The organism is Bacillus chungangensis (genome assembly GCF_030812995.1).
Classification (GTDB): Bacteria; Bacillota; Bacilli; order Bacillales; family Bacillaceae_C; genus Bacillus_CF; species Bacillus_CF chungangensis.
The window spans coordinates 134420-153744 of the sequence record NZ_JAUSTT010000009.1 but is presented as its reverse complement, the minus strand read 5'-3'; the positions used below and the strand labels follow the sequence as shown (position 1 = coordinate 153744).

Genomic DNA, 19325 nt, shown 5'->3' with positions numbered 1-19325 from the left:
GTAGTAAAAAAGGCAGAGAAACGCCTTCATCGGTTGCAGCGTCAAGTTTCTAGAAAATATCAAATGAACAAGGAGGGAAGCCGTTTCGTCAAAACAAGCAACATTATAAAACTCGAAAAAAGAATACAACGACTACACAAATATTAGAACAAATTATATTCATCAAGCGACAAACAATATCGTGAAAACCAAACCATATCGAATTGTCATGGAGACCTTGAATATTAAAGGAATGATGAAAAATAAACATTTGTCAGATGCTATCAGAAAGCAGAAACTGTATGAGTTTAAGAGACAAATTCGATATAAGTGTAAAAAATATGGAATTGAATTTATTGAAGCTGATAAATGGTATCCGTCATCAAAAATGTGTTCAAGTTGTGGAGCTATCAAAAAAGACTTGAGATTGTCTGACCGAACGTATCAATGTGAATGCGGTCATGAAATGGATAGGGACTTGAATGCATCTATCAATTTGTCACGCTATGAATTAGCAAATTAACACCTAAAAGTTATTGCTAATATGTACGATTCGTTGCATCGGAATTTACGCCCTCGGAGTGTTACACCAAACGAGAGTAGCTTCGGCAAAATCGGATACGTAGAACAGGGAAGCAAACAATTTCTTATAGAGTTTTATAAGATTTTGGCAACGGAGAAACTTATTAATCAGAATAACTATTTAAAACTTTACTTGAAGAGGCAGTCTATCAAGATAACGATTGATCGTGTATAGGGCATAACACTGCAATTTAGCATAGAAGCATTCCGTTTTCTCCTTTTTTGTTTCATTTAGTACTTATTGGTAGGGACGTAAATGCGAGGGGGATTTACCGTTTCCATCGTGCTCAAACTGTGCTGATTGCGTTGTCGGCGTATGAGGAGAAATGCTTGTGCTCTTGCTTAGTTATGCTATTTTCTGATATTATCAAAAGGATTGTAAGTGTTCGAATAATCGTGGAGGTGATTGGATTGTCAAGGATTACAAAAGAACAAGTGAAGCATGTTTCTCACTTAGCTAGACTGGAGATAAATGATGAGCAAGCTGAAGTATTTGCTGAACAGCTGGACGGTATGATTCAGCTTGCTGAAACATTAAATGAAGTAGATACGACAAACGTGGAGCCAACGTCTCATGTGATAGAGATGAAAAATGTCTTTCGAGAAGATGTTGCGGAACAAGGCTTATCATACGAAGAATTATTTAAAAATGTACCAGAGCATCAAGATGGTCAAATTAAAGTTCCATCAATTTTGGAATAAGGGGGGACAAGCATGTCATTATTCGATCATAAAGTAGCCGATCTACATGAGCTGATTCAAAAGAAAGAAGTAAAGGTATCAGAGCTTGTAGACGAGTCTTATAAAAGAATTCAAGAAGTAGATGACAAGGTGAAGGCTTTTTTGGCATTAGACGAGGAAAATGCTCGTGCGAAAGCAAAGGAGCTTGATGAACAGCAAGGAACAGAATCAGCAGATCATGTCCTGTTTGGTATGCCGATTGGCCTAAAAGATAACATCGTTACAAAGGGAATTGTTACTACTTGTGCTAGTAAAATGCTGGAAAATTTTGATCCAATTTACGATGCAACAGTTGTACAGAAGCTACATAACGCACGTACGATTACGATTGGAAAATTAAACATGGATGAATTTGCAATGGGTTCATCAACAGAGACTTCAGCATTTCATAAAACATACAACCCATGGAACTTGGAGACGATATCAGGCGGTTCTTCAGGCGGCTCTGCAGCAGCAGTAGCAGCTGGAGAAATTCCATTTTCTCTCGGTTCTGACACAGGCGGCTCGATTCGCCAGCCAGCGGCTTTCTGTGGTGTTGTTGGAATGAAACCTACATATGGAAGAGTCTCTCGCTTCGGATTAGTCGCTTTTGCATCTTCTCTTGATCAAATTGGCACAATTACAAGAAATGTGGAAGATAATGCATATTTGCTCAAAGCGATTGCTGGTGTTGATCAACATGATTCCACCTCAGCAAATATTGAGGTTCATGATTATGTAAAAGCGTTGACAGGCGACATTAAATCATTGAAGATTGCTGTTCCGAAAGAATATATTGGCGAAGGTGTTGATCCTGCAGTCCGCGAATCGGTGCTAGCTGCTTTGAAGGTGCTTGAAGGTCTAGGAGCAACGTGGGAAGAAGTATCCTTGCCGCATTCTAAATACGGAGTTGCTTCCTATTATATTATTAGTTCCTCGGAAGCCTCATCTAACTTGTCGCGTTTCGATGGCATTCGATACGGCTACCGTGCCGAAAATGTTGATAACTTAGCTGATCTTTATACAAAAACACGTTCAGAAGGGTTTGGCGATGAAGTAAAACGCCGAATTATGCTAGGTACATTTGCTTTAAGCTCAGGCTATTATGATGCTTATTATAAAAAAGCACAACAAGTGCGGACATTGATCAAAAATGATTTTGAAAATATTTTGGAAAAATATGATGTGATTATCGGACCTACAACTCCGACACCTGCTTATAAAGTTGGAGAGGCAATGGACGACCCGTTGACAATGTATGCGAACGATCTCTTAACGATTCCTGTGAACCTTGCTGGGCTGCCAGGCATCTCTGTTCCATGCGGTTTTACAAACGGGCTGCCTCTTGGCTTGCAAATCATTGGCAAGCATTTTGATGAAAGCACAGTCTATCGAGTGGCGCATGCTTTCGAACAGGCAACAGACTACCATAAACAAAAACCACAATTGTAAGGGGTGAACAGAATGAACTTTGAAACGATTATTGGTCTAGAGGTCCATGTTGAATTAAAAACAGATTCGAAAATCTTTTCTCCAGCGCCTGCTCATTTTGGCGCAGAGCCAAATAAGAATACAAGTGTCATTGATCTTGGCTACCCAGGGGTGCTGCCTGTTTTAAATAAACGAGTAGTTGATTTTGGCATGAAGGCAGCAATGGCATTAAATTGCCAAATTGCAACAGATACAAAATTCGATCGGAAAAACTATTTTTATCCTGACAATCCGAAAGCTTACCAAATCTCTCAATTTGATAAGCCTATTGGTGAACACGGCTGGATTGAAATTGAAGTAGATGGCAAGAAGAAAAAAATCGGCATCACTCGAATTCATCTAGAAGAAGATGCTGGCAAGCTGACACATACGAAGGACGGCTATTCGCTTGTCGATTTGAATAGACAAGGCACGCCGCTGATTGAAATTGTTTCGGAGCCGGATATTCGCACTCCTGAAGAAGCTTATGCTTATTTAGAAAAGCTAAAATCAATCATCCAATATACAGGGGTTTCCGATTGTAAAATGGAGGAAGGTTCTCTCCGCTGTGATGCGAACATTTCACTTCGGCCAATTGGCCAAAAGGAATTCGGCACAAAAGCTGAATTGAAAAATTTAAACTCCTTTAACTATGTGCGCAGAGGGCTGGAATTTGAGCAAAAACGCCAAGAAAAAGTATTATTAGCTGGCGGCATCATTGAGCAGGAAACACGCCGCTTTGATGAAGCGACGGGTGAAACTACTTTGATGCGTGTAAAAGAAGGGGCAGACGATTATCGCTACTTCCCAGAACCGGATTTAGTTTCTCTTTATATTGATGAAGAGTGGAAAGCACGAGTTCGTTCTGAAATTCCAGAACTTCCAGATGAACGGAAAAAACGCTATATAGAAGAACTTGGCTTGCCTGCCTATGATGCAATGGTTCTAACGTTAACAAAAGATATGTCAGATTTCTTTGAAGCAGCGATCGAAGCTGGTGCAGATGCAAAGCTTGCTTCAAACTGGCTAATGGGGGATGTATCTGCTTATTTAAATGCAGAGCAAAAAGAATTGCATGAGGTTGCCCTTACTCCAGAAAATCTAGCTGGCATGATCAAGCTTATTGAAAAGGGAACAATCTCTTCTAAAATTGCGAAGAAAGTGTTCAAGGAGCTTGTTGAAAAAGGCGGCGATCCTGAAAAAATCGTCAAAGAAAAAGGCCTTGTGCAAATTTCTGATGAAGGCGAGCTTCTAAAAATTATTACCGAAATTCTTGATAACAATCAACAATCTATTGAAGATTTTAAAAACGGAAAAGATCGTGCACTTGGCTTCCTCGTTGGTCAAGTCATGAAAGCAACACGCGGTCAAGCGAATCCGCCAATGGTGAATAAGCTGCTTCTTGAAGAAATGAACAAACGATAATTCCGTAGTAAAAATAGCCTCCTGTCAATCATTGGCAGGGAGGCTTTCACTATTTTTTAAGGGGAGGGAACAAGCATGACATTAACAGATTGGTTTGAAAAAGGAATATCGCCAGAAGCGTATCTAAAAGGAATGCAAACACATAAAGAAAACACAGCAAAAATTTATGAAGGATTCCATGTCCCTTCGGACGATCACGCATTTTTTCAAGCTTTGTGTGCAGAAAAATTACGGGTGATCGTGTTAACAGAAGATTGGTGCGGCGATGCGATGATGAATCTGCCTATTTTACTTAAAATAGCGGAGAAAAGTGAAATGGAAGTCCGCATTTTGCTTCGCGACCAAAATTTGGAGTTAATGGATCAATATTTGACAAACGGCACATCGCGATCGATTCCAATTTTTATTTTTCTTGATCAAGATGGGGAAGAAAAAGCAGTATGGGGGCCTAGAGCAAAGGAAGTTCAATCTTTTGTTGAACAAACAATGTCATCTCTGCCTGCTAAAGACGATCCGTCCTTTGACGAAAAACGCAAAGAAATGATTGCGGCAATGACGAAAAAATATGTGAATGATACACAAATGTGGACAACCGTTTATGAAAGCGTGAAAAAAACGTTAAGTAACATGAATCAGTAGCCCCGCCTTCAGCGGGTGCCTTTCCCTACCGAAGTCAAGAAAGAATCTGCCACCAAATTTTTAAAGCAGTTGCTAAAATGATAATAGATAATATCCATTGCAGAATCGTCGTATTTACTTTTTTTCCGATTGCTGCTCCCATTGGTGCAGCGATCAAACTTGCAATAATCATGATAACAGCTGGTACGAAGATAATCTGTCCAGTTACTGCCTTGCCAATGGTAGTGCCAATTGAAGAAATAAATGTGATGGCTAGTGAACTAGCAATCGTCATACGTGTTGGGATTTTGAGTATCACAAGCATGACAGGGACAAGAATAAATGCACCAGCAGCTCCGACGATGCCAGTGGCAGTCCCAATAATGAAGGCCAAAAAAGCAGCAAGTCCTTTAGGAAAAGATACTTGATCTATTGGGATCTCTTCATTGTTTTTCTTTGGTACAAGCATCATGATAACAGCAAGTGTGGCTAAGACAGCATAAATGACGTTAATGGCTCCTTCGGACAGCAAACGCGAACTATATCCGCCAATCAGCCCGCCAAGTAAAATACTCGTTCCCATGTATAGAATGAGCTGCTTATTTAAATATCCTCCTTTTCGATAAGCCCAAATACCGCCAATTGTAGCGAAAAAAACCTGTACTGCACTGATCCCAGATACATCATGAGCAGTAAAAGCAGCTAAACCAAACAATGGAGGAAGGTATAGCAACATTGGATACTTGATAATCGACCCGCCAATGCCAACCATTCCTGAGATAAAGGAACCGATAAAACCAATAAGAAAAATCACAATAAAAAATAGGATGTCCATGCCTTCCACTCCATTCGTTTACTAAATAAAAAAACCTCTAACAGCGTGATGAAAAAAAGAAGCTGCTAAAGGAATACGGTCATTTCCAAAGCTCTAAATAGCCATTATTTAGTCCATATTGGATTAATTCATGTTTATCTTTTAAACGTAGTTTTTGCATAATATTTGATTTATGATTTTCTACTGTTTTTGGACTGATCACCAATTTTTCCGACACTTGCTTATTGGTAAACCCTAAGATGGTCAAATGTACAATTTCTTGTTCACGTATTGTTAAAATAGACCGCGGCTTTTCTGCTGCAAACATTTTCTGGAGCTGCTCCTCTGGCACTCCAACTTTATAAAAACGTTTTCCGTTATATACTGATCTGATTGCTTCATACAGCTCATTTCCTTGACTCTTCTTTAAAATATAGCCATGCGCTCGAACTTGAATCGCTTTTTGGATATATACTTCTTCATCATGCATCGTTAATAAAATAATTTTTGTATGCGGGAGATCGCTTATGATATTTTTGGCTGCAGTATAGCCGTCTAATCCGCTCGGCATTGAAATATCCATCAGGATGACATCTGGATTTGTTCTGAGTGCAGTTGTAATTGCTTCATTGCCATTCCCAGCTTCCCCAATGATAGAAATCTCAGGGTAAAGCTCTAATAATAAGATAAGGCCTTTTCGTATTAAGACATGATCATCGACAACCATGACTTTTATCACTTTACTCCATCACCTCATTTGGAATGTTCACATGAATCACAGTTCCTTCACCAATAGTTGTATCAATAACAAACGTTCCATTGATTTGATCAATACGTTCGGACATATGCTTTAAACCGAGTCCTTTTAAAATCGTACTTTGATCGAAGCCCACTCCGTTATCTTGAATAAGAAGCTTTAACGCTGTTTGCTGTTGTTTTAATTCGATTGTTACTTTCGTAGCTTTGGCATATTTTATGATATTGTGCAAAGCTTCTTGGATCACACGATATAGATTAATTTCCACAGTTGAAGGAAGCTGCTGTTTGACATTAGCATCAAAGACGATATCAGGCTTATCTCTATTCAATGTCATAGTAGAAATAAGACTTTCGATGGTTGGAATCAAGCCAAGGCGATCGAGGCTTTGTGGGCGAAGCTGATAAGAATACGCTTTTACATCCTTCATCACTTTATCTAATTCTGTACGCACTTCACTTAAATAATCGGCGATTTTTTCCTCATTCACATAAGGTTCGATCGCCTGCAAGGCAACAGAAATTGTATATAATGATTGACCAACGCCATCATGCAGTTCCTGAGCAAGGCGCTTATGTTCATTTTCCTGCACTTCAATAAGCTTTTGAATCATTAATTTAGATACGTATGCTTCTTCTTCTTTTTTCTTTAAACGCTGGTCGCGGAGAACGAGCAAATATTCTTTCTTCCCGGTATATTGATCATGAAACATAAGCGCTGTACTCATCTCGACATTAATTTTTTCGCCATGGTAGGTAGGCATTTCTGATAAAAAATAAGGAACTTCATCTTTCGCAATTAAATAACATTTATCTTCATCATGCTTACGTTTTCTGTTTTGGCAAAAGGAGCAGTACGGGACTTTTCCTCCTAGTTGCCAACCAGTTAATCGTTTGGCTGACGGGTTCATCATTAAGATTGTCCGCAAGTGATCCATAATAATAATGCCATCTTGAATGCTTTCGAATATTTGCTTTAAATACTTATTCTCGATTGCTAATGTTGGATTCATCGCGCACCTCCAAATAGAATTTGTAAAGTTCAACAATAGTTTCTTTTTATCCCACATCTCACTGGCAAGTCAAGAATCCTACCTCAAGCGTTAGAAGGATTAGAAGTACTAGATGTGGAATAGATTGGCTGAGAGAGTTCACTTATTTTCTTCTAAATGGAGGAGGCGTGAATAAGACGAAAAATAAAAATCCTAGATGGATACTTGCAGGCAAGGATCTTTATGCAGTTATGCGATCTCTAAGGAATTACACACCTAATGTTTCAACTTCTGCTTGCCAACGTTCGATTCCACCATCTAAATTCAACACATTTTCAATGCCATTGGCTTGGAGAATGCTGACGCCAATAGCAGACCTGACGCCTGAAGCGCAATATACGACAATCGGCTTTTTCTGATCAGCAGGTACTTCTGTGAGTCGATTTGGCAATGTCCCTAACATGATATGGATTGCCCCCGGAAGATTCCCTTCCTTCCATTCATTTAAGCCGCGCACATCGAGAAGGTGGACGTTCTTTGCTTCTAGCTGTTTTAGCATCTCTTTTGGCGATACGGAGCGGCTGCTTTGTAAAGTAATGTTTGCTGATGCTGAAATGGCATCTGCATGTACGTAAGCAGGAATGTGATCGATTCCGACCGATCGCAATGACTGGACAATTTCTGATATTCGTTCAGAAGATGCAACAAGAGAAACGGGATGATTATAATCAACAAGCCATCCCGCCCAGTTTGGGAACGATCTTGTAAACGGAATATTGAGCGATCCTGGCAAGTGACCCTGAGCAAAATCTTCTGCAGATCTTGTATCAATCACGGTGTTTCCATTCGTTATGGACGCTTGTAATTCTTCAATGGAAATCTCTTGCGGCAAGGCAAGGTCTTTTAAGAGAGCAGGGCCAACTTTATTCACATGTTTCATGATTTTAAAATAAGTTGGCGGTTCAGGCTGGCCATCAAGCAGCTCTTTCACAAATGCCTCTTCATTAGAAAATTGCAGCGCCCAATTAAATTGCTTTTCATATCCAACGGTTGAGGTGGGAATGGCGCCCAGTGCTTTTCCACAAGCACTCCCCGCTCCATGGGCAGGCCAAACTTGTAAATAATCAGGCAGCTTTTTAAAGCGTTCAAGTGAATAATACAAATCTTTTGCGCCTGCTGCTGCGGTTCCAGTGAAACCAGCAGCTTTTTCTAACAAATCTGGTCTTCCTACGTCGCCAACAAAAACGAAGTCTCCTGTAAAAATACCCATTGGCTTGTCTGCTTTTCCGCCCCGATCAGTTAAAAGAAAAGAAATGCTTTCTGGTGTATGTCCAGGAGTATGCATCACTGTAAAATCGATATTTCCAATACTAAAAACATCGCCATCTTTGAGGAGTTGACTTTGGAGGCCGTCAAGGTTTTGATATTTCCAATTTTCATCGCCTTCATCTGATAAATAGAGTATTGCTTGAAAACGAGCTGCGATCTCTCTTGCACCTGAGACAAAGTCAGCATGAATATGTGTTTCTGTTGCAGCGACAATGTCCACTTTTTCTGCTTCGGCAGCCTTTACATATTGTTCAATATTGCGAGATGGATCGACGACAATTGCTTCCCCTGATGCTTGACAGCCCACGAGATAAGAGGCATGTGCTAATTTTTCATCATAAAAATATCGTAGAAGCATTTTTTCCTTTCTCCTTTCAATAATCATGATTTTTTTGAAAAAGAATTTTATAGCATACTGCGCGGCAATTGGATAGGCTCATTTAATGATGTATGTTAAATATGGTGTTGGTAGAAAGATTTTAGAAATTTGCTCCATTATCCTTACATGATCCCTTTCAACATGCCATTCCAATACATTGCTGGAAGAAAGTATTTTTTCATCATAAACATGCTCATGCGCTCTTTTGCTTGATTGATAGGAAACGATTCAGCAGGCTCTTTATCATAATTAAATTCTGCTAGAATAAGCCGGTTGTAGCCAGTGACAATGGGGCAAGAGCTGTATCCATCATATCGTGCATCCAGTGGTTTTCCGCTTACCATGTTCAAAAGATTTTTTACAACAACAGGAGCTTGCTTGCGAATAGCAGCGCCAGTCTTAGAAGTTGGCAGGTTGCTATTATCGCCTAATCCAAACACATTCTTATACCGTTTGTGCTGAAGCGTATATGGATGAACATCTACCCAGCCGCTGCTGTCTGCTAAAGCACTTTTTTTAATAAAGGCAGGTGCTTGCATGGGAGGAACCGCGTGAAGCATGTCGTATTTGATCACTTCCTGTTCCCCTGTTGCAAGATGTTCAAATACTGCTTCTTTTTGTGCAGCACGCACTTCAATTAAATGACAGCCAAAATTCACTGTAATACCTTTTTTTTCAATCACTTTTTCTAGGGATTGGCGATATTTTAATACATCAAAAATAGCTTCATTGGCAGAGCCGAAGATGATATTTGTTTTTTCTCTTACCCCTGCTTTGCAAAAATAGTCATCTGCTAAATACATTATTTTTTGCGGTGCCCCTCCACATTTGATAGGGGTATTTGGATGGCTAAAAACCGCTTGCCCGCCTTCAAAATCTCGAATGACTTCCCATGTATAATCAACGTGCTCATAGGAATAGTTGCTGCAAACGTTGTTTTTGCCAAGTGTTTCCTTCAGCCCTTTAATCCCATCCCAATGGACATCGATTCCAGCCGCAACGACTAAGTAGTCATAAGAAATTTTTCTCCCGCTTTCAGTAGAAATAAAATGTTGATCCGGCTCAAAGGAGTCTACGGCATCCTGAATCCAAATAGCGTCTTTAGGAATGACGGATTTCATATCACGTTCAGAGTTTTCTTTTTTGGAAATACCGCCGCCAACGAGTGTCCATAAAGGCTGATAATAGTGTTTGTCGGCTGGATCGATAATGGCTACTTTTCTCTCTAAACTTTTGGAATCTTTTACCAAGCGAGCTGCAACAGAAATGCCTGCTGAACCTCCGCCAACGATTACTACTTTGTAATGTTTATCCACCGCTTTCCCTCCCCCTTATTAAAGTAAAGATTGATCGCCCTTGACGTAAAATGCTTCGGTTCTTGTTCTCCTTTTAGAACATGGATGAAATACTTATTATTGTTTGTACTATTATATTAGGATTAAACGCTTTCATAAACCATAGGGGGTTTCCCCTATTTTGTCATGCTCCCTGTTTATAAGCAAAAGGGGACTTTAGAAGGAGGTACTGGGCCGAATAACAACATGATATAATCAACATGAATAATAATCACTCGCCAATAAATAATTGCGAGTTATTTTTTCGGAAAAAATAAGGAGTGGACGCTATAAAACTGTCTTTGTCTAACAACAAATGAGAATTTAAACCCAAATAAATTTTTACCATGATTTTTTTTATTTTTTCTGTAGGGTTTCCTGTAAGTTGCTTCGTCTATGATAGTAGAGAGGCTTGAAAGGGGGAGAGAAAGTTTGGAGAATGCGCTCATTGAAAAAATAAAGAGCGGAAATGATCATGCATTTCGGCTTTTGGTGGAAAAATATCGCACTTATATTTTTCACACCGTGTATGCTGTTCTTCGCAATCAGAAGGACGCAGAAGATGCGGCGCAGGAGGTCTTTATTAAAATCTATACTTCTCTCCCCCAATATGAGAAGCAAGGATTTAAAACATGGATCACCCGCATTGCTATTAACCACGCGATCGATATGCAGCGGAAAAAACAGCGAAGCCGTGAAGATATAATGGAAACAGAAGAGCTGCAGCAAGACAGCATCTCGCTGCAGCTTCCTGACACACCAGAGCTGCTTTTACTGGATAAAGAGAGGAAACAATTTCTCCAAGAGCGGATCAATGAGCTCCCAGACAATTATCGCGAAGTTATTATTGGTTTTTACATAATGGAAAAGTCTTATCAACAGATGGCAGAAGAACAGCAGGTACAAGTGAAAACAATTGAAACAAAATTATACCGAGCAAGACAGTGGATGAAAAAGCATTGGAAGGAGGATGATTTTTCGTGAAAACAGACCATATTTCATTAGAACATTGGCTTCGATATGTAAATAATGACTTGGATGAGCGAACCCGCGAACAATATGAAGCGCATCTTTACTCATGTGACCAATGCTTAGAGCTCTACATCACCGCTGTCGAGTCACAAGAACAAACATTGCCTGCTATGCAAAAAGAAGCAGCTTTTACTGACCTCGTTATGCAGGAAATTACTGCTCAAAATAACATAAAAAAATCGAAAAACAGAGTTATCAAGAAAAAAGAACAGCATTTTTATGAAAAAACAATCTTCCATTATTTTGCTGCGGCTGCGATGACGATATTGCTGATGTCATCAGGCGTTCTTACACAGGTAATGGATTATGTGAATACATTTGAGAAAACACCGCCGAGAGAAACAAATTCTATCGTAGAAGGATTAATTAATCATTCGTTTTCTTTGCTCGATATACTTGATGGAGAACATAAGGAGGGAAACAAGCATGACAAATAAAAATCCGCTCATCGCCTTTTTATTAGCATTTTTTCCAGGCGGCGGCATGCTCTATTTAGGGAAATTCATCCGTGGCCTGTTTTATACGGCGGCAGTTTTTGGCATACCGCTGATGGCAATTTTTTTAGGTAAAGTTATTTTTGGTCATGGTGATTTCATGTTTTTACTTGGGCTTGTCTTTGCTTTTCTGCTTTATATCATTAATTTTATCGATACTGTAATAACAGCATCTCATTTGTATCGGACAAAACAAGTACCTGCAGATATCAATGGGCATGATGAAGCGATAACAAATGCAGGCTCTAACCAGGAAATAGAAAGGTTTTTCACGATTATTTTGTCCTTTATTCCGGGACTAGGCCATTTCCAACTCGGCTTAATGATTCGCGGCGTTACATTGCTTGCCTCCTTTATAGGACTGGGGATTATGGTTATTTTTATTAGCGCCCTTTCTAGTCGCCAAGAACTGCTCATTTTCCTTGCACTTCTCCCAATTATTTGGGTGTTTGGCTTTTTTGATGTCATGCAGCAGCTAGCTAAAAAACAAAAAGGCGAAATTTTAGTCGATCGTTCCTTATTGGAAGAACTGGAAATGAAACGAGATGATGGCAAGAAAAGTAAATCGATTGCCACTTTACTATCCATTTTTCCGGGTGCAGGCCACCTTTATCTCGGTTTGCAAAAACGCGGCATTCAATTAATGGCAGCATTCTTATTTTCTATCTATATATTGGATGCACTAAGACTAGGATTGTTCTTGTTTATCGTACCGATCATCTGGTTTTACAGCTTTTTTGACGGAATGCAAAGAGCTTCAAAATATAACGGTGAACCACAGGAGGATACACCGATTATTTCTTACTTGGTTCATCAACAAAAATGGGTGGGGATTGGTCTCATCTTTGTAGGATTTTATTATTTGTTAAAGAACCTTGTTATGCCAATCGCTGAACCTTATTTTAGCAATTTTTTCAACATGCATCTCACTAATTGGTTTGACACTTATTTTCAAACGGCAGTGATTAGCATCTTGTTCATTGTTGGCGGTATTTATTTGATGAAAGGAAAGAAACGGGAACGGAATGAGCGGGAGGAGGATACAGAATGAGAACATGGCGAGTAGGGACTTTTTCGATGGGGGCATCACTAATATTTTTAGGGGTGTTCCTGCTGTTGACAAATATTTTACGTTGGGACATGACCACAGTAATGATATCTTGGTGGCCGGTGATTTTTATCATTTTAGGTGTTGAGGTTTTGCTATATATTTATTTCTCGAAACAAGAAAGCCCTTATGTGAAGTATGATATCTTAAGCATTTTTTTCATTGGCATCATTGGCATCATGGGTATTGGCTTAACTTTGCTTCAAACGACGGGATTAATCGAAGAAGCTGTTCAAGCCATGAATACCGAAACCCGATCATTAGATTTACCTAAAGTCGAAAAGAGTATCGGTGAAGAAGTAAAAAGGATTGTAGTCGATACGAATGGGAACGGATTATCGATAGAAACATCGCCAAACAAACAAATGAACCTTTTTGGAACATATCAAGTGATGATGACGAAGAAAGAGCCGCTGTTCAAAGCAGCCGGTGATTACCTTTTAACAGAAACAAAAGGCGATACGTTATATATCACATTTAAAAATCTCCCTGATTACACACACTATGATCGGGTGAATAGTTTATCTGCCACGCTTATCGTCCCAAATGATATCAAATTAGAGGTAAATGCATCAGGAAGCTCTCTTTCTTTAAAGCCGAGAGAACTTCTTAGTAATTGGGTAGTGAATGCAGCATCAGATATAGACATTTTAACAACAGAGCAAGCCAATATGGCGATAGATGTAGAGAATATTCAAGAACTGTACGATGGAAATTGGAATTTAAATCCGGGTGCGACATTTACTAATGAACAAGCCGAATCAGGCCGCTATTGGGGAACGCTCACATTCGGAGAAGGAGCCCATCTTTTAAAAATCCTCGATGCATATTCTGTTAAAGTGAATACATTGCCGGAGTAAAGAAAGAAGGTTAGTGGAAGTTTGTTTTTCAAAGACGCAGTTACGGGATTAGAAGCGTCAATGAATCCATTGCCATTTGCAATGGATTTATTTTTGTTGTTTCACACATACTTATGTTAAACTAAATTTTCTTAGAAAAAAGGTATCCTATGTCCAATCTTCGCTATCGTCTTCTATGATCTTGTCGAATAATGTTGTAAATTGTTATTTAAGGATGAACGATGAAATTTATGCTAGAATGGACACAATAAGAAAAAGAGAGAATTCATATTAAATGAAGGATGGATGTTTGAATGAAACGGGCAAGAATAATTTATAATCCAACATCTGGCCGCGAGTTGTTTAAACGGCATCTTGCAGATGTTCTACAAAAGCTGGAAAAGGCAGGCTATGAGGCATCTTGCCATGCAACTACAAAAGAAGGGGATGCCATTCAAGCCGCAAAAGTTGCAGTGGAACGCAAATACGATGTTGTCATTGCAGCAGGTGGCGACGGCACGATCAATGAAGTTGTCAACGGCCTTGCAGAACAGCCATATCGCCCAAAACTCGGGATTATCCCAACTGGAACGACGAATGATTTCGCACGTGCATTACATATTCCACGTGACGTAGAAAAAGCAACAGATATTATTATTAAGAACGATTTAATTCCAATTGACATTGGAAGAATGAATGAGCACTATTTCATTAATATCGCTGGAGGCGGCCGCTTAACGGAGCTTACTTATGAAGTCCCTAGCAAGCTAAAAACAATGCTTGGCCAGCTTGCCTATTATTTAAAGGGCATTGAAATGCTGCCTTCGATCAAGCCATCAGAAGTAACGATTGAGTATGATGGCAAACTCTATGAGGGCGAAATCATGATGTTCCTGGTCGGTTTAACAAACTCTATTGGCGGCTTCGAAAAAATTGCTCCCGATGCATGTTTAAACGATGGATTGTTTTCGCTCATTATTTTAAAGAAAACAAACCTTGCAGAGTTCATTCGCCTTGCGACATTAGCATTGCGTGGGGAACATATCCATAATCCAAATATTATCTATGTAAAAGCAAATCGAGTAAAAGTACATTCACGAGAAAAGATGCAACTAAATATTGACGGAGAATTTGGCGGTTTATTGCCAGCGGAATTTGAAAATTTATACCGGCATTTGGAAGTGTTTGTACCAATAGATAAAATAAATCCTGTAGATATTGTCCGATAAGGATAGAAACACCAGCACAGCATCAGACAATGCTTTGCTGGTGTTTTTGATTCTACTTCTGTTTTAACAATGCAAGGCTTGCATCGAACTCTTGCTCGATGTTCTCATTGCGCCGATAGGTAAAGAGGCTTACGATGATACTAACGGCAAAGTTCATCATAAATCCGGGAATAATTTCGTAAACATCTTTTGTGAATTGCAAATCTGCATTTTTCCAAAGAATAACGGTCGCAGCACCTGCGATCATGCCGAAAATCGCACCCCAATTCGTCATTTTCCTCCAATAGAGGCTTAAAAGGATAATTGGTCCAAAGGATGCTCCAAAGCCAGCCCAAGCATACGCTACGAGACTTAAAATCGTTTTATTTTCTCCGCCCAATGCAAGCAATCCTGCAATCACTGCAATCGTTAAAACAGCCATTCTTCCAAAGAAAACAAGTTCTTTATCTGTTGCATTTTTCCGAAGAATAAGTTTGTATAGGTCTTCTGTTAATGCACTTGATGTTACAATGAGCTGAGAAGAAACAGTACTCATAATCGCAGCAAGAACAGCAGCTAGAACAAATCCAGCTATCAGTGGATGAAATAAAATTTGTCCGAGTTGGATAAAGACAGCTTCCGGATTAGATAGTGTATGATTTGTTTCTGTAAAAAAAGCTAAACCGATTAAAGCTGTGAAACAGGCGCCAATTAATGACACAACCATCCAGCTCATTCCAATGCGTCGAGCTGTTTTAGTCTCTTTTACAGAACGAATAGCCATGAAGCGGACGATAATATGGGGCTGCCCAACATAGCCTAGTCCCCAAGCAAGTGCAGATATGACCCCAATTGCAGTCGTTCCCTTAAAGAAATCTAGCAGCGTCGGATCAATGGAACGAATTGTATCAAATGTATTCCCAAGTCCACCTGTCTCTCTCATCGCTAAAATCGGAACAAGAATAAGTGCAATAAGCATAATAAGTCCTTGGACAAAGTCCGTCCAACTAACAGCAAGAAAGCCGCCAAACAATGTATAGGCAACAACTACTCCAGAAACGAGGAGCAAACCTGCCGTGTAATGAAGGCCGAAAGAGTTTTCAAAAAAGACAGCACCTGCTACCATACCTGAAGAAACATAGAATGTAAAGAAAACGAGAATAACAATGGAGGAAACGATTCTAAGAAGTTTAGTGTTATCTTTGAAACGATTTTCTAAAAAAGAAGGAATGGTGATAGAATTACTGGAAACTTCCGTATACGTTCGCAAACGGGGGGCAACAAGGAGCCAGTTCATGTAGGCGCCAATAGACAAGCCAATCGCAATCCAAGCATCTGCCAGCCCAGTAAGATAAATACCTCCAGGCAGCGCCATCAATAGCCAGCCGCTCATATCTGCAGCGCCAGCACTTAAAGCGGTTACAGCAGGGCCTAACGAACGTCCCCCTAACATATAGTCCGTTAAGTTTGTCGTTTTTCGGAAAGCATACCACCCGATGAGCAGCATCACAGCCATATATACAATAATGGCAAGCATTTTTATGATATCATCTGACATTTTACCACCTCTTTAAATGGATATTTTGGAGATAATTACTATTCTAACATCCTTTATCTGAAAAAACGACGACTTTTTTCATCCTAACCACTTGAAATTGCGATACGACAGTAATATACGTATCTTACAAATTTCACTCTAAAATCATTCATTCTACAATTATCGGCTAATTATTTCCCGGGAAACAAATTGCTTGGGAAATAGGAGAAAAAAGGTCAATTTATAGCAAAACCATCTTACACGTCAAAATCTGCTATAATCATAGATGAGTGAATGTTGCTAAAATAACGCAAACAAACTGGAAAATACAAAAGGGCTAGGTGAAAACATGAAAGCTGTTTTTTTTGATCTTGATGATACGCTATTATGGGACTCAAAATGTATAGAGGAAGCATTCTCGATTACTTGTAAAGAAGCGGAAAAACAAACAAACATAAGTGCTGAATTAATTGAAAAGAGTGTACGGAACAAAGCGAGAGCACTTTATGAAACATATGATGTCTATCCTTTTACCCAAATGATCGGCATCAATCCATTCGAGGGTTTGTGGGGAACGTTTCATGATGGAACATTTGAGTTTCCTGAGCTTGCAAAAATTGCTCCTATTTACCAAGAAAAAGCATGGACAGACGGGCTTCTTGCTATTGGTGTCGACAGTCCAGAGCTTGGAAAAAAACTCGCTCAGCTATTTAAGGAAAGCCGAGAAAACATCTCCTTTCTTTATCCAGAAACATTAACAGTTTTACAGAAATTAAAAAATGCATTCCGTCTTGCTCTCATTACGAATGGCGCCCCAACGCTACAGCACCATAAACTAAAGAAAGCACAAGAATTAACGCCATTTTTTGAAAAAACGATTATTTCTGGAGATCTCGGAAAAGGAAAACCGCATCATACTGTATTTGAACATGTGCTTAGAGAAATGAACTTAGGAAAAGATGATGCCATTATGATTGGCGATAACTTGAATACAGATATCCGCGGAGCAAATGCCATTGGAATGAAATCTATCTGGATCAATCATCACCAAAAAACAGCACCAGATGACAACAAACCTACATATGAAGTGGCATCTTTGCAAGACATCCTTCCTCTTTTGCTTTCCAAGTAAAAAGACGCGATCATCTATGTATATAGATGGTCTTTTTTGTAGTTAAAAGTATATATATGAAACGACAATCGGAGGGTGACTCTTTTCGCAAAGAGAGCTTCTATATGTTACAATCATAAAAGCAAAAAATTGGCCAGCAGAGGAAGATCTTGATGAAGCAAACACCAGTACAGAAAAATGAAATGTTGGAAGTCCATTTCGAAGACGTTACTCATGATGGAAGCGGAGTAGCGAAGGTAGATGGATATCCAATTTTTGTTCCTAATGGTTTATCCGGTGAAAAAGCTAAAATTAAAGTGACGAAAGTAAATAAAAACTATGGTTTTGGCCGTCTCATGGAAATCCTATCGGCCAGTCCAAATAGAGTCGAAGCGCCTTGTCCGATTTATTACCAGTGCGGCGGCTGTCAGCTCCAGCATTTCAGTTATGAAGGGCAGCTAAAAGCAAAAGAAAAACAAGTCCGCGATGTTTTAGAGAGAATTGGCAAACTGGAAAACGTGACCGTTCATCCTGTTTTAGGCATGGAAGACCCATGGCGTTACCGTAACAAAGCACAAGTCCCTGTCGGAGAGGAAGCGGGGAGACTCGTTTCCGGTTTTTACCAAGCGAGAAGTCATCGCATCATTAATATGGAAGCATGTCTCATTCAACACGAACAAAATGATACAGCGATCCAAATAGTAAAAGACATTTGTCAACGCTACGATATTTCAGCATACAAAGAAGAAACGAACAAAGGCATCTTACGACATGTCATGACACGCTACGGCTACACAACAGAAGATATGATGATTGTACTTGTGACACGTACACCAGAACTTCCGCACCGGAAGCAGATAGTGAAGGAAATTGTGGAAAGCATTCCAGCAGTGAAAGCAATCGTACAAAACATCAACCCAAAACAGACAAATGTTATTTTTGGAGAAAAAACAAAGGTGCTTTGGGGTAGCGAAGTCATTTATGACTATATTGGTGACATCAAATTCGCTATTTCCGCACGCTCCTTTTACCAAGTCAACCCAAAACAAACAAAAATCCTTTATGAAAAAGCGTTGGAATATGCGGCATTAAGCGGCGAAGAAACAGTCATTGATGCCTATTGCGGCATCGGTACGATTTCCTTATTTTTAGCCAAAAAAGCAAAAAAAGTATACGGTGTCGAAATCGTACCAGAAGCCATTGCCGACGCCAACAGAAACGCCCAACTAAACGGAATCGAAAATGTTGTTTTTGAAGTTGGCAAAGCAGAACAAGTCATCCCGCAATGGTACAAAGAAGGCGTACAAGCAGACGTCCTCGTCGTCGACCCACCCCGCAAAGGCTGCGACGAAGCATTGCTGGACACCATTTTGGACATGAAGCCAGAGAGAGTCGTCTACGTATCGTGCAACCCAGCAACACTTGCAAGAGACTTGCGAATATTGGAAGATGGTGGCTACAAGACGCTTGAGGTGCAGCCTGTGGATATGTTTCCGCATACGGGGCATGTGGAGTGTGTGGCGTTGATAACATTGATATAACAAGGCTTTTATGCAAGGTATGTCATCATTGACCACATTTTGACCACATACCTTGCT

Annotated in this window: 17 protein-coding genes and 1 pseudogene; 12 read left to right on the top strand and 6 right to left on the bottom strand. The window is 39.7% G+C overall.

Annotated elements, in window-relative coordinates:
* The 5 genes and pseudogenes from J2S08_RS09475 to J2S08_RS09455 form a co-directional block, all read left to right on the top strand.
* Window positions 1-502, top strand: a pseudogene (locus tag J2S08_RS09475) (RNA-guided endonuclease InsQ/TnpB family protein); the annotation flags it as partial.
* 470 nt (window positions 503-972) lie between these two features.
* Window positions 973-1263 (top strand): Asp-tRNA(Asn)/Glu-tRNA(Gln) amidotransferase subunit GatC, encoded by a 291-nt coding sequence (gene gatC / locus J2S08_RS09470; protein ID WP_307228908.1) that lies wholly within the window; start codon window positions 973-975, stop codon window positions 1261-1263.
* A 12-nt stretch (window positions 1264-1275) separates the two neighbouring features.
* Complete coding sequence (gene gatA / locus J2S08_RS09465) at window positions 1276-2733, top strand: Asp-tRNA(Asn)/Glu-tRNA(Gln) amidotransferase subunit GatA (protein WP_307228906.1); 1458 nt, start codon at window positions 1276-1278, stop codon at window positions 2731-2733.
* Between the two features lie 12 nt (window positions 2734-2745).
* Window positions 2746-4176, top strand: a complete 1431-nt coding sequence (gene gatB / locus J2S08_RS09460; protein WP_307228904.1) for an Asp-tRNA(Asn)/Glu-tRNA(Gln) amidotransferase subunit GatB — start codon at window positions 2746-2748, stop codon at window positions 4174-4176.
* 75 nt (window positions 4177-4251) lie between these two features.
* A complete protein-coding gene (locus J2S08_RS09455; RefSeq protein ID WP_307228902.1) occupies window positions 4252-4815 on the top strand; it encodes a thioredoxin family protein in 564 nt (187 codons plus the stop codon).
* Between the two features lie 34 nt (window positions 4816-4849).
* Here J2S08_RS09455 and J2S08_RS09450 read toward each other — a convergent pair whose 3' ends face one another.
* The 5 genes from J2S08_RS09450 to J2S08_RS09430 all read right to left on the bottom strand — a co-directional run bounded on the left by J2S08_RS09450 (window position 4850) and on the right by J2S08_RS09430 (window position 10380).
* Window positions 4850-5629 (bottom strand): sulfite exporter TauE/SafE family protein, encoded by a 780-nt coding sequence (locus J2S08_RS09450; RefSeq protein ID WP_307228901.1) that lies wholly within the window; start codon window positions 5627-5629, stop codon window positions 4850-4852.
* 79 nt (window positions 5630-5708) lie between these two features.
* Window positions 5709-6347: a response regulator transcription factor gene (locus J2S08_RS09445; RefSeq protein ID WP_307228899.1), complete on the bottom strand. Its 639-nt coding sequence runs from the start codon at window positions 6345-6347 to the stop codon at window positions 5709-5711.
* Window position 6348: 1 nt separating this feature from the next.
* Complete coding sequence (locus tag J2S08_RS09440) at window positions 6349-7377, bottom strand: PAS domain-containing sensor histidine kinase (RefSeq protein WP_307228897.1); 1029 nt, start codon at window positions 7375-7377, stop codon at window positions 6349-6351.
* A gap of 247 nt (window positions 7378-7624) precedes the next feature.
* On the bottom strand, window positions 7625-9043 hold the full coding sequence (locus tag J2S08_RS09435; RefSeq protein WP_307228896.1) for an MBL fold metallo-hydrolase: 1419 nt from the start codon (window positions 9041-9043) through the stop codon (window positions 7625-7627).
* Between the two features lie 143 nt (window positions 9044-9186).
* Window positions 9187-10380 (bottom strand): NAD(P)/FAD-dependent oxidoreductase, encoded by a 1194-nt coding sequence (locus J2S08_RS09430; protein ID WP_307228894.1) that lies wholly within the window; start codon window positions 10378-10380, stop codon window positions 9187-9189.
* Between the two features lie 450 nt (window positions 10381-10830).
* On the opposite strand from J2S08_RS09430, the gene J2S08_RS09425 reads away from it, so the two are divergent.
* The 5 genes from J2S08_RS09425 to J2S08_RS09405 all read left to right on the top strand — a co-directional run bounded on the left by J2S08_RS09425 (window position 10831) and on the right by J2S08_RS09405 (window position 15100).
* Entirely contained in the window at window positions 10831-11382 is a 552-nt protein-coding gene (locus tag J2S08_RS09425) for an RNA polymerase sigma factor (RefSeq protein WP_307228893.1), read from the top strand.
* Entirely contained in the window at window positions 11379-11867 is a 489-nt protein-coding gene (locus J2S08_RS09420) for an anti-sigma factor (protein ID WP_307228891.1), read from the top strand. The genes J2S08_RS09425 and J2S08_RS09420 overlap by 4 nt, the downstream gene beginning before the upstream one ends.
* Complete coding sequence (locus J2S08_RS09415) at window positions 11857-12975, top strand: hypothetical protein (protein ID WP_307228889.1); 1119 nt, start codon at window positions 11857-11859, stop codon at window positions 12973-12975. The genes J2S08_RS09420 and J2S08_RS09415 overlap by 11 nt, the downstream gene beginning before the upstream one ends.
* Window positions 12972-13892, top strand: a complete 921-nt coding sequence (locus tag J2S08_RS09410) for a hypothetical protein (RefSeq protein WP_307228887.1) — start codon at window positions 12972-12974, stop codon at window positions 13890-13892. Before J2S08_RS09415 ends, J2S08_RS09410 begins: the two co-directional genes overlap by 4 nt.
* Window positions 13893-14185: 293 nt before the next feature.
* Entirely contained in the window at window positions 14186-15100 is a 915-nt protein-coding gene (locus tag J2S08_RS09405) for a diacylglycerol kinase (RefSeq protein ID WP_307228885.1), read from the top strand.
* A gap of 52 nt (window positions 15101-15152) precedes the next feature.
* Here the strand turns inward: J2S08_RS09405 and putP are convergent, their stop codons facing one another.
* Window positions 15153-16637 carry a sodium/proline symporter PutP gene (gene putP, locus J2S08_RS09400; RefSeq protein WP_307228884.1) on the bottom strand — a complete coding sequence of 495 codons (1485 nt, stop codon included), beginning with the start codon at window positions 16635-16637 and terminating at the stop codon, window positions 15153-15155.
* Between the two features lie 328 nt (window positions 16638-16965).
* Between putP and J2S08_RS09395 the strand changes: the two genes are divergently transcribed.
* Both J2S08_RS09395 and rlmD read left to right on the top strand, forming a co-directional pair.
* On the top strand, window positions 16966-17748 hold the full coding sequence (locus J2S08_RS09395) for an HAD family hydrolase (protein ID WP_307228882.1): 783 nt from the start codon (window positions 16966-16968) through the stop codon (window positions 17746-17748).
* Between the two features lie 152 nt (window positions 17749-17900).
* A complete protein-coding gene (gene rlmD / locus J2S08_RS09390) occupies window positions 17901-19268 on the top strand; it encodes a 23S rRNA (uracil(1939)-C(5))-methyltransferase RlmD (protein WP_307228881.1) in 1368 nt (455 codons plus the stop codon).
* Window positions 19269-19325: the final 57 nt, after the last annotated feature.